Origin of the sequence: Paraburkholderia agricolaris (assembly GCF_009455635.1) — a bacterium.
GTDB classification, from domain to species: domain Bacteria; phylum Pseudomonadota; class Gammaproteobacteria; order Burkholderiales; family Burkholderiaceae; genus Paraburkholderia; species Paraburkholderia agricolaris.
In genome coordinates this window covers 4,805,374-4,816,966 of the sequence record NZ_QPER01000001.1, presented here as the reverse complement: position 1 = coordinate 4,816,966, position 11,593 = coordinate 4,805,374, and the positions used below count along the sequence as shown (strand labels likewise).

Here is an 11,593-nt window from a genome sequence, read left to right as displayed (position 1 = left end):
CGAGTTGCTGTCGTTATGTATGCACGGCGGTTCGCCGCTGCCCCTGTCGCGCGTACGCAACAAGGCCCTGAGCAGCTAGGCCAAACCAGGCGCGATGGCTCCAGGCGCTTGTGCCACAAGGGTTTGCGGGACAAGCGAGCCGGAGCGGCGTGCAGGATTTTTGGGAAGTAAGGCGAGATTCTACCGCCAAAACGGCGGCGAAAGGGAGTTATCCACAGGGACGGATCGTCCTGTGGACTCTTCTTGGGGACAGGCCGAACCAGGCTAAACTATTGACGGCCAAAAGAAAACCGGTTTAAATAGCGGGTTCCGCGAAAACCAATTCTGCACAACCTCCGGCCATTGCCGCTTCAGCGATGATCGTGCGGTTAATTTTCGATCAGTCGATCAAGTGAGAGCAACATGAAACGTACTTACCAACCTTCCGTTACCCGTCGCAAGCGCACCCACGGCTTCCGCGTTCGCATGAAGACCGCAGGTGGCCGCAAGGTCATCAACGCACGTCGCGCGAAGGGCCGCAAGCGCCTCGCCATCTAAGGCAGGCGAGCGGATTGCGCGCTCCGTCTGTGCCAGGCGAGAACCGCGGTGACGCGGGAGCGGCAGGGGCGCCGCAACAGGGCTCGGTTCCGTTGCGAGCGCAAGCCGCCTTCCCCAAAGCCGCAAGGCTACTGAAAACGGATGAATTTTCATCCGTTTTTCGTTTGCGCCCATGGCGCCGCACCGCACACTTCGTGGTGTACGGCCGGCCCACCGGCAATGACGCTCGCTTAGGCCTCGTAATCGGCAAGAAGTATGCGCCGCGCGCGGCCACGCGTAATCTGGTACGTCGACTCGCGCGTGAAGCCTTCCGGCTGCGTCGCGCGGAATTCGGCGGTTGGGATGTGCTGCTGCGTTTGCACACGCGCTTCGACAAGAAGGCTTTGCCGAGCGCTTCGTCGCCGCCGTTAAGGGCGCTGTGCCGCAGCGAGATAGAGGTGCTGCTCGACAAGGCAGCGCGCGAAATTGTCCGTCGCGAGGCGCCGCCCGCGGAAGCGCCCAAGACGGAATGACGCTCAAGTGACCGCCCGCAGTGCAGCCAGGCTGCGCGGGCGTCGCCCGGTACTCCACGTTGCGCGGCGCCGTCCGGCCGCACCAGCCATGCAAACGGTACTCATCGCTTTACTGCGTTTCTATAAGGTTGCTGTGAGCCCTATGCTCGGCAACCGGTGCCGTTTTTACCCTTCCTGTTCTGATTACGCGCGCGAAGCAATCCAGTATCATGGCGCCGCGCGCGGGACTTATCTCGCCGCCAGGCGTATTTGCCGCTGCCACCCGTTTTCCGCGGGCGGCATCGATCTCGTCCCGCCTCCCACTTCTGAAAAGCGCTGACGCGCCGTTCCATCGACACTGAGACAACGCATGGATATCAAACGCACCGTCCTATGGGTCATCTTTTTCATGTCAGCGGTCATGCTGTTCGACAACTGGCAACGCGACCACGGACGCCCGTCGATGTTCTTCCCGAGCGCCAACCCGACCAAGACCGTCGAAGGCGCCGCTCCGGGAACCACGACGCCGGGAACCCAATCCGCCGATCTGCCGGCCACCAACGCAGCAGCACCGGGCAACGCGCCGGCTGCGGCTCAAGGCCAACTGATCAAGTTCAGCACCGACGTCTATAACGGCGAGATCGACACCCGCGGCGGCACGCTGTCGAAGTTGTCGCTCGTCAAGCAAGGCGACGGCAAGCAGCCCGATCTGGTGATCACGCTGTTCGACCGCACCGCGAACCATACGTATCTGGCGCGCACTGGTCTGCTCGGCGGCGATTTCCCGAACCATAACGACATCTTCACGCCGCTGCCGAACCAGCCGCACGATCTGACGGGCGACGCCAAATCGTTCCAGCTCAGCTTCGAGTCGCCGGTCAAGGGTGGCGTTAAGGTCATCAAGACCTACACGTTCACGCGCGGCAGCTATGTGATCGGCGTCGACACGAAGATCGAAAACGTCGGTACCGCACCGGTCACGCCGTCGGTCTATATGGAACTGGTGCGTGACGACACGCCGGTGGAAACGCCGCGCTTCTCGCACACGTTCATCGGGCCGGCTGTCTACACCGACCAGCACCACTTCCAGAAGATGACGTTCAGCGACATCGACAAGAACAAGGAAGACTTCGTCAATTCGGCCGACAACGGCTGGATCGCGATGGTGCAGCATTACTTCGCGTCGGCGTGGATTCCGCAGCAAGGCGTGAAGCGCGACATCTATGTCGAGAAGATCGATCCGGCGCTGTATCGCGTCGGCGTGAAGGAACCGGTGCCGACCATCGCGCCGGGTCAATCGGCTGACGTTTCGGCACGCCTGTTCGCCGGTCCGGAAGAAGAGCGCATGCTCGAAGGCATCGCCCCGGGTCTGGAACTGGTGAAGGACTACGGCTGGGTCACGATCATCGCCAAGCCGCTGTTCTGGCTGCTCGAGAAGATCCACAGCTATGTCGGCAACTGGGGCTGGTCGATCGTGCTGCTCACGCTGCTGATCAAGGCCGTGTTCTTCCCGCTGTCGGCTGCCAGCTACAAGTCGATGGCGCGCATGAAGGCGATCACGCCGCGTATGCAAGCGCTGCGCGAACGCTTCAAGGGCGATCCGCAGAAGATGAACGCCGCGCTGATGGAGCTGTACAAGACCGAGAAGGTCAATCCGTTCGGCGGCTGTCTGCCGGTGGTGATTCAGATTCCGGTGTTCATCTCGCTGTACTGGGTGTTGCTGTCGTCGGTTGAAATGCGCGGCGCGCCGTGGATTCTCTGGATTCACGATCTGTCGCAGCAAGACCCGTTCTTCATCCTGCCGGTGCTGATGGCCGTCTCGATGTTCCTGCAAACGCGTCTGAACCCGACGCCGCCGGATCCGGTTCAAGCCAAGATGATGATGTTCATGCCGATCGCGTTCTCGGTCATGTTCTTCTTCTTCCCGGCCGGTCTGGTGCTGTACTACGTGGTGAACAACGTGCTGTCGATCGCCCAGCAGTACTACATCACGCGGATGATGGGTCAGTCGAAGACAAAAGCAGCCTGATTGATGTCTTGCTTGCAGCGGGTGGCGGTAGCGCCCGCTGGCTGACAGGCGAAGAGAGGCAGAAGCTGGTTGTAAAAAAGCCGCCCGGTTTGCGCCGGGCGGCTTTTTTTATGACTCGCTTTTTGGTGGGCTCTTGTCTCTCGATGCGTCTTCAGGCTCGGGCGTAGCGTCGGTTGCCGGCTGTGTGCCGCCGTCGAACTCCGTGATCAGCTCTTCCACCAGATTGCGCTGTTTCGGCGACAAGCCCGCGAACCGGTTCGCCATCTGCGTCACCAGCTCGATCGTTTCCGGCGCCATTGGATATTTTTCGCCGCGGCCGAGCGGTTTGGTCTTGCCGGTTGGCACGGGACCGTAGTGCAGCCAGTGGACATCTTTTTGCAGCCATGTCGCCAACACCTGCAACTTATCAGGCTTTGGAATCGTCGTACCCGAGAGCCATTTATGCGCGGTTTGCGGTGAAACCGCAGGACCGTTTCGATAGAGCAGGCTAAATGCCTTGGCCAGAGCGGTCCCGCCCTGGAGTTCGCTGGGGAGTGAGTCTTTCAGCCGTTTGGCGAAAGCAGCTTTTTCTTTGGAGGTCGGCATGGGCCAGATTGTGCAATTCGGCGCATACTCAGTGGACAACCAGTTACGCTACTTTATAGCCCGTATGAGCTATTTTTAGCCTGAAATCGCCACCTAATAACGCATTTCACGATTTCACCGAATTCCGTCTTTTCCTTCTGTGGTGTGCGTTTTAGGCATTCCGGCGCGTCGATCTGTCGCAAATCTGTCTTAAGCTATCTTAGCTTATTTGAGATAAATCCCCATCTGTCTAACGAAGGCCAAATCGCGTCAAGAATCCGGCCCAGCTCCAGAGGCAGTGGATGCCCGCGTTACAATGCCCGGCGCTCACTGATGCGCTTTCAATCCCGCATTCATCCCTTCTGATAGCCTCGCTCCCATGCTCGCCACCGATTCCGATCCGATCGTCGCCATTGCCACCGCACCCGGCCGAGGCGGGATCGGGGTCGTGCGAATTTCGTTCGGCCGCGCCGGGGAAGCCGCCGCGCAACCGCTGATGCAAGCGCTCACTGGCCAGGCGCTTACGCCACGGCACGCGAGCTACGTGCCCTTTCTCGACAACACCGGCAACGCGCTCGATCGCGGCATCGCGCTGTACTTTCCCGCGCCGCACTCGTACACCGGCGAGCATGTGCTCGAACTGCAAGGCCACGGCGGACCGGTCGTGCTGCAACTGGTGCTGCAGCGTTGCATCGACGCCGGCCGCGCGTTCGGCCTGCGTCTGGCCGAACCGGGCGAATTCACGCGGCGAGCGTTTCTCAACGACAAGCTGGATCTGGCGCAAGCGGAAGCCGTCGCCGATCTGATCGAGGCCAGCACCGAGGCTGCCGCGCGTTCGGCAGGCCGCTCGCTCGACGGTGCGTTTTCGCGCGACATCCACGCTTTGGTCGAAGAAGTCATCACGCTACGGATGCTGGTTGAAGCGACGCTCGACTTCCCGGAAGAAGAAATCGACTTTCTCGAAGCCGCCGACGCCCGCGGCAAGCTCACGCGAATCCGCGAGCGTCTCGCCCACGTGCTGAGCGAAGCGCGCCAAGGCGCGTTGCTGCGCGAGGGTTTGTCGGTGGTGTTGGCGGGGCAGCCGAACGTCGGCAAGTCGTCGCTACTGAATGCGCTTGCCGGCGCGGAGTTGGCCATCGTCACGCCGATTGCCGGCACGACGCGCGACAAGGTCGCGCAGACCATCCAGATCGAAGGCATTCCGCTGCACGTGATCGATACGGCCGGACTGCGCGATACCGAAGACGAGGTGGAGAAGATCGGCATTGCGCGCACGTGGAGCGAGATCGAGCGCGCGGATGTCGTGCTGCATCTGCTCGACTCGCGCACCGGCATGACCGCCGAAGATGAAACGATCGCGGCCCGTTTCCCGAGTGGCGTGCCGGTGGTGCGCGTGCTGAACAAGACGGACCTAGCCGGGCTCGCGCCAACCGTGACGCCGCTGGACGCGGACCTCGATCTCAGCGAAGTGCGGCTGTCGGCGAAACACGGCGACGGGGTTGCGTTGCTGCGCGAAGAATTGCTGCGCATCGCCGGCTGGCAGGCGGGCGCGGAAAGCGTCTACCTCGCGCGCGAGCGGCATCTGATTGCGCTGCGTGCGGCCGAGGAACATCTGGCAACGGCTGCAGCACACGCCGATCAGAACGCTCAAGCGCTGGATCTGTTCGCAGAAGAATTGCGCCTCGCGCAGGATCAACTGAACTCGATCACCGGGGAATTCAGTTCGGATGACCTGCTCGGCGTGATTTTCAGCCGGTTTTGCATTGGCAAGTAAACCGGGCTGGAGAATTTTGCGCGAATGGCTTATCCAGTAAGCCTAATAAGGCCATTCAGTGCGCTCGTAAAAATCCACACCCAACATTATCTGTTGACCCAAATTCGTTGATTTCGTTGGTACACAAAGCATAGCCGGTTTAGAATCCCCGCTGTCCCGGTACCAAACGAATCGCCATGCCAAAGCTAGCCGCTCCCCTCACCGAAGCGCAAATCCGCGCACTCGAACCGCGCGCCACCCGGTACTGCGTCGCTGACGGCAACGGTCTCGTTATCGAAATCATGACGACGGGCACCAAGGTCTGGCGCTTTCGCTATTCATTGAACGGCAAGCGCCAGCCGCTCGTCACGATCGGCGACTACCGGATGATTTCGCTGCGCGTTGCGCGCGCCAAGGCGCAGAAGTACGCGGAGATGGTTACAAACGGTGTGTCGCCAATAGCGACAGCACGCCGCGACCGTGGAGTGGAGAGCAAGGTCGAGGTGCTGCGCGAGGCCGCGGAGCTTTATCTCGCAACGGAAATGGCCGGCAAGTCCGCGGAATATCAGCGCACCACACGGCGCGCGCTCGAAAAAGACGTGCTCCCCACGCTTGGCGCCAAGTCGATCAAAACCGTAACGGCTGACGACATCCGCACGATATGCGACCAGATCAAAAGCCGTGGCTCGCCCAAGATGGCGCTGCATACGCGCAACGCAGTCAAGCGACTCTACGAGTATCTGATCGCCCGGCAACTCGCCACGGCCAATCCGGCGGAGCTCATCCCGGCGCGCTTCATCGCAACGCCGGACAGCCGCACCCGCGTGCTCGCCGCAGACGAAATGGGCACCATGTTGCGGGCGATTTACGCATCGAACATCCGACGTCCGCTGAAACTGGCTTTGCACCTGCTGGTGCTGACGATGGTACGGAAATCGGACATCGTTGAGGCAGCCTGGTCGGAGTTCAGCCTCAACGCAGCACGCTGGACGATCCCCGCCGCGCGGATGAACAAGGGCCGCGACCATGTGGTGTATCTCCCGCATCAGGCGGTCACTCTGCTTCGCGAGCTTCAGGAGACCAAGGCCAGTCGCAATTTCGTCTTCCCGAGTGTCAGGGGTGACGATCGGCCGATCGCCAAAAGCACGCTCAATCAGGCCGTCAAATCGCTCGGACTCGACGTCGAGCATTTCGTCCTCCATGACTTTCGACGCACCGCCGCGACCCATCTGCGTGAAATGGGGCAGCCTTCGCACCCGATCGAAAGAGCACTCGCGCATACCGTCAAAGACACCCCGGGCGGAGCCGCCCACGCTGAGCATGCGGCAGAACAGCGTCAGACCTTGCAACTGTGGGCGGATTTCGTCGACACCCAGATCGAGAGCGGCCGACAAGGCGTGACCGGTTGAGCGCGGCAGCGGCAAGTATGCCAAACACGGCAGGCGGCAAGCGCCGAACCGGTTACCGTGGCTTGTCTGATCATTGGCCAGCGACATGCCCGATGGTACACAACCAGACAAAGATCAAGCCAAACTGACCACCCATAAAAGAAAACCCCCGCTTTCGCTAGGTTCTCAATCACCCTGTCCCACGCCCTCTCAGCCCATTCACGTCAATACCGCCGCGTTGCCGGCCAACCCATCACAGCGTCCTTTTTTCCCGCCATTCATCGCCTAAACTGAAGCATGGATGCAAGCCGGGACGGAGGCCCCCATGTCAGAATCGTTGATGGCTTATTTGCTGGGACCGTTGGTCATGCTGGTGGTCGGCGTGGTGATCTGGGCCGCGTCCCACTATCGCGAGAAATCAAAGCCCGAGCGCCTCGAGCGCTGGCTCGATACGCATTATGCGGAGTGGCTGCACCACAAGCACTGAGTAGAGATACCCAACAAGACAAGGCCGTCGCGTGTTGCGACGGCCTTTTTCTCTGTGGTGCGCGAGCGTCGGGACTGCACACGCCCGCGCAGGTCATTCATTTACCAGCCTGGCTGGGGCTGCTGCGGATACCCATATTGTGCCGGCGGCGGCGCACCGCAACCGACGTACGCGCGCTGGTACTGGTCATAGCAGTATCCCGGCGGCGGCCCGGCGTACACGGGCGCCGGCTGATACACCGGCTGTGCGTAGACCGGTTGCTGGTAAGCGACCACAGGCGCCGGATTCAGCGCGGAGGTCACCACCGCACCCAACAGAGCCCCGCCGATCAGCGCACCGACCACATCGCCGCCATTGCCATGAGCCGACGCCGGACCCGCCACGCTCAGGCTCCCCACCACCAACAACGCCACCGCAATCTTTTTCATGTTTCGCTCCCGCCGTTCAGGCATGGAACAGATTGTGTAGGGTGCGCGCGGAAATAGATGCTGCAGTTGGTAACCGGGCATTACGGGTGTAACCCCTTAGGCGGAAGACGCCACACCGACCGCCATCCGCTCCTACGATCAATGTAAAATTCGCGGCAGACCCGTCGGCAAATCCGCCGACCCGTAAAGCTTTCCGATCCTTCGACCCCGAGACCAGCAAGTCGACGTCGGCGTTGAAACCAAGCCAAAAGTTAAGGGGCGCGCGCGTGAAACAATGGACCATCCGGCAACGGATTCTGTGCAGTTTCGGAATCGTGCTGATCGTGATGCTGGCAATGGCGATTGTCACTTTCGAACAACTCGGCGGCATCGACCGCGACGCCAAGAGTCAGCAGCAGGACTCGATGCCCGGCCTCTACTACGCGACCGCCATGCGCGCGGCCTGGTTCGAGAACTACTCCGTCACGCAGCGTCTCATCTATGTCGATGAGGGCCCGGATGCCGTGAAACGCGACAGCACGCGGCTCACCGAGACCCAGCAATCGCTGCAGAAGCTGCTCAACGATTACGGCGGGACCATCTTCCGTCAGGAAGACCGCGACCTCTTCAATGATTTCCGCCAGCAGTACACGCAATATTTGCCGATCCAGGCGTCGCTGATCGCCGCATTGCCGACGTCGAAAGAGAACGCCGCGCAGATATTCAACGCGCAGCTCACCCCGGTTTGGGAGACGGGCCGCCTCTCGGTGCGCAAGCTCGTCGAGAACAACAAGGCTTACGCCGATCAGTCCGCCGAAAGCATCCGCGGCTCGGTCGAGACGACCCGCATCGTGCTGCTCGTGATGCTGCTGCTCGCCGCCATCGCGGCCATCCTGGCTGGTTACTGGCTGCTGCGCGCGGTCACCACGCCGATGGCGAAGGTGCTGCAAGTTGTCGACGTCATGCGCACGGGCGACCTCACGCAACGTCTGCAACTGAATCGCGCGGATGAAATCGGCGCGCTCGAAGCCGGCTTTAACCGCATGACCGACGAGCTCACCGCGCTGGTCGGCCAGGCGCAGAAGTCGGCGGTTCAGGTCACCACGTCGGTAACGGAAATCGCCGCGACCTCGCGCGAACAGCAAGCCACCGCGAACGAAACCGCGGCGACCACCACCGAGATCGGGGCCACGTCGCGCGAAATCTTCGCGACCTCGCGCGATCTGCTGCGCACCATGAACGAAGTCTCCGAAGTGGCTGGACAGTCGGCGGCGCTCGCCGGCACCGGTCATGCCGGTCTCGCTCGCATGGAGGAAACCATGCGCCTCGTGATGGAGGCAGCCGGCTCGGTCAACGCGAAACTCGCGATCCTCAACGAAAAAGCCAGCAACATCAACCAGGTCGTCGCCACCATCACCAAGGTCGCGGATCAGACCAACCTGCTCTCGCTGAACGCCGCGATCGAAGCGGAAAAGGCCGGCGAATACGGTCGCGGTTTCGCCGTGGTGGCAACCGAGATTCGCCGTCTCGCGGATCAGACCGCCGTGGCGACGTACGACATCGAACAGATGGTCAAGGAAATCCAGTCGGCGGTGGCGGCGGGCGTGATGGGCATGGATAAGTTTTCCGAAGAAGTCCGGCGCGGCATGCTCGACGTGCAGAACGTGGGCGGCCATCTCACTCAGATCATCCAGCAGGTGCAGCAGCTCGCCCCGCGCTTTTCGATGGTCAACGAAGGCATGCAGACACAAGCCACGGGCGCCGAGCAGATTACCCAGGCGCTGACGCAGCTCTCGGAGGCCGCGCAGCAGACGGCGGAATCGCTGCGCCAGTCGACCCAGGCAATCGACGATCTGACGCACGTCGCCAATAGTCTGCGCACCGGTGTGTCGCGTTTCAAGGTGGTGGCCTGACGCGCCACCACTGGCTCATTCAGACACGCACGCTGAAGCCAACTATTTGCACGCCACCTCACTCAACCCACGCCGATGCTCTTCATCCTCTTCACGCTCGATAGCGAACGCTACGTGATCGACGCGACGCAGGTGGAGCGTCTGATGCCGCTCACGCCGCAGTCGCCGCCGAAGACGATCCCCGGCGCACCGTCGTGGGTCGCGGGCGTGCTCGATCATGAAGGCGCACCACTGCCGGTGATCGACCTGCCGGCGCTCGCGCTCGGCCGTCCCGCCGCGCAGTTGATGTCGACCCGCGTCGTGCTGGTGCGCTATCCGCATGCCGGCACGGTACGCCTGCTCGCGCTCCTGCTCGAAGGCGCCACGCGCACGATTCGCCTCGCCGCCGAAGCGTTTCACGATGCCGGTATCGACATGCCGCACGCGCGTTATCTGGGCCCGGTTGCGAGCGAAGCAGGCGGTCTGGTGCAATGGATTCGCGTCGAGCATCTGCTGCCCGACGATGTCAAAGCGCTGCTGTTTCCCGAGGCGCACGCATGAACGCGCATCACGACAACGCGCCGCTCTATCGACGCTTCACCGATCTGTTGCATCGGACCATCGGGCTCGACGCGGCGTCGCTCGGTCATAGCGCGATCGAACGTGCGGTTGATCAGCGCGCCGCCGCCTGGTGCGCGGACGGTCACGCCGACGCCACGCTTAACGACTACTGGGAGGCTGCGCAAGCATCGCCTGCCATGGTGCAGGCGCTGGTCGAAACCGTAGTGGTGCCGGAGACCTGGTTCTATCGCGACACCGACGCGTTCAAAGCGCTCACGCGTCTCGCGTACGAACGCCTTGACGAACGCGGCACCGCGTTGCCGTTGCGGATTCTGAGCCTGCCCTGCTCGACCGGCGAAGAACCGTACACAATCGCGATGACGCTGCTCGACGCCGGCATCGACGCCGCGCACATGCGCATCGACGCGATGGATATCAGCGAACGTTCGCTGGCTGTCGCACAAAACGCGGTGTACACCCGTAATTCGTTTCGCGGCAATGCGTTTCCGTTTCGGGACGCCCACTTCACGCGCACCGAAGACGGCTGGCGTCTCGCACCACGCATCGTCGATGCGGTGCGGTTTTCGCGCGCCAACCTGATGCAACTCGATGCCACGACGCTTGGTATCTACGATTTCGTGTTCTGCCGCAACGTGCTGATTTACTTCGACCGCGATGCACAGCAAACGGCCTTGCATGCACTCAATAGCGTGCTGGCCGAAAACGGCACGCTGTTCGTCGGCCCCGCGGAAACCGGACTACTGATGCGTTATGGCATGCAGTCAGCGAAGATTCCGTTGGCGTTCGCATTTCGCCGCGCCACGTCCACGGAAACGCAATTCAACGGCTGGCACACCGCGCCGCTCGCCACCGCCGCGGCACTGGCGATGACGCATTCGCCCGTGCCCGCGCTCGCGCCGCCGCAAGTGTTTTCGGCAGAGCCTTTCGCGTGGCCCGATCCGGTGGCGCGCACGCCGTTCAATGCCGGCTCTTCACAGGCGTTTCGAGACGGTACGCAACCGCATGCGGCACTGAACAACGAGATCCCGCAGCACACGTTGCACGCGCCGAACAAGAGCATATGGAACAGCGCGGCCGTTCCGTTGAAACCCGCAGCGCAATCGTACGACCGCACGCCGCCCCACATTACCCCGCCCACCAACGCCGCGCGCGACACGCTGCAATCCGCGCACGCGCTGGCCGATGCGGGCCGTCTGACGGACGCCGCGAACGCGATCAACGCTTATCTGGAACAGCACGCGCCGCATGCCGATGCGTTCTACCTGCTCGGCGTGCTGGCCGACGCCAGCGGCGATACGAACCTGGCACGCGGCCAGTATCGCAAGGCGCTCTATCTCGACCCGCAGCACGCCGAAGCGCTCGCGCATTTGGCCACGCTGCTCGAACTCGAAGGCGACCGTAACGGTGCGCGTCTGTTGATGGAACGCGCGTCGCGCGCGCAGGGAGCGCAACGTGGTTGAGGA

Annotated in this window: 12 protein-coding genes; 10 read left to right on the top strand and 2 right to left on the bottom strand. The window is 62.1% G+C overall.

The window, feature by feature from the left end:
* Positions 1-402: 402 nt before the first annotated feature.
* The 4 genes from rpmH (at position 403) to yidC (ending at position 3,057) form a co-directional block, all read left to right on the top strand.
* Positions 403-537, top strand: a complete 135-nt coding sequence (gene rpmH, locus GH665_RS21285) for a 50S ribosomal protein L34 (protein WP_004198824.1) — start codon at positions 403-405, stop codon at positions 535-537.
* 14 nt (positions 538-551) lie between these two features.
* Positions 552-1,049 carry a ribonuclease P protein component gene (rnpA, locus tag GH665_RS21280; RefSeq protein WP_030102456.1) on the top strand — a complete coding sequence of 166 codons (498 nt, stop codon included), beginning with the start codon at positions 552-554 and terminating at the stop codon, positions 1,047-1,049.
* 88 nt (positions 1,050-1,137) lie between these two features.
* On the top strand, positions 1,138-1,368 hold the full coding sequence (gene yidD, locus GH665_RS21275) for a membrane protein insertion efficiency factor YidD (RefSeq protein WP_007180115.1): 231 nt from the start codon (positions 1,138-1,140) through the stop codon (positions 1,366-1,368).
* Positions 1,369-1,398: 30 nt separating this feature from the next.
* Complete coding sequence (gene yidC / locus GH665_RS21270; protein ID WP_153138126.1) at positions 1,399-3,057, top strand: membrane protein insertase YidC; 1,659 nt, start codon at positions 1,399-1,401, stop codon at positions 3,055-3,057.
* A gap of 108 nt (positions 3,058-3,165) precedes the next feature.
* Here yidC and GH665_RS21265 read toward each other — a convergent pair whose 3' ends face one another.
* Positions 3,166-3,642, bottom strand: a complete 477-nt coding sequence (locus GH665_RS21265; protein ID WP_246216256.1) for an XRE family transcriptional regulator — start codon at positions 3,640-3,642, stop codon at positions 3,166-3,168.
* 358 nt (positions 3,643-4,000) lie between these two features.
* On the opposite strand from GH665_RS21265, the gene mnmE reads away from it, so the two are divergent.
* From mnmE to GH665_RS38795, 3 genes are all read left to right on the top strand, one after another.
* A complete protein-coding gene (gene mnmE, locus GH665_RS21260) occupies positions 4,001-5,395 on the top strand; it encodes a tRNA uridine-5-carboxymethylaminomethyl(34) synthesis GTPase MnmE (protein WP_153138124.1) in 1,395 nt (464 codons plus the stop codon).
* 176 nt (positions 5,396-5,571) lie between these two features.
* Complete coding sequence (locus tag GH665_RS21255) at positions 5,572-6,783, top strand: tyrosine-type recombinase/integrase (protein ID WP_153138122.1); 1,212 nt, start codon at positions 5,572-5,574, stop codon at positions 6,781-6,783.
* Positions 6,784-7,087: 304 nt separating this feature from the next.
* Positions 7,088-7,249, top strand: coding sequence for a hypothetical protein (locus GH665_RS38795; protein ID WP_167530969.1), 162 nt, complete (start codon positions 7,088-7,090; stop codon positions 7,247-7,249).
* 101 nt (positions 7,250-7,350) lie between these two features.
* Here the strand turns inward: GH665_RS38795 and GH665_RS21250 are convergent, their stop codons facing one another.
* Positions 7,351-7,677 carry an ecotin precursor gene (locus GH665_RS21250; RefSeq protein WP_153138120.1) on the bottom strand — a complete coding sequence of 109 codons (327 nt, stop codon included), beginning with the start codon at positions 7,675-7,677 and terminating at the stop codon, positions 7,351-7,353.
* Positions 7,678-7,943: 266 nt separating this feature from the next.
* On the opposite strand from GH665_RS21250, the gene GH665_RS21245 reads away from it, so the two are divergent.
* The 3 genes from GH665_RS21245 (at position 7,944) to GH665_RS21235 (ending at position 11,590) form a co-directional block, all read left to right on the top strand.
* Positions 7,944-9,569, top strand: a complete 1,626-nt coding sequence (locus GH665_RS21245) for a methyl-accepting chemotaxis protein (RefSeq protein ID WP_153138118.1) — start codon at positions 7,944-7,946, stop codon at positions 9,567-9,569.
* A gap of 75 nt (positions 9,570-9,644) precedes the next feature.
* Positions 9,645-10,109: a chemotaxis protein CheW gene (locus GH665_RS21240; protein ID WP_153138116.1), complete on the top strand. Its 465-nt coding sequence runs from the start codon at positions 9,645-9,647 to the stop codon at positions 10,107-10,109.
* Positions 10,106-11,590 (top strand): CheR family methyltransferase, encoded by a 1,485-nt coding sequence (locus GH665_RS21235; RefSeq protein WP_153138113.1) that lies wholly within the window; start codon positions 10,106-10,108, stop codon positions 11,588-11,590. Before GH665_RS21240 ends, GH665_RS21235 begins: the two co-directional genes overlap by 4 nt.
* The last annotated feature ends 3 nt before the right edge of the window (positions 11,591-11,593 follow it).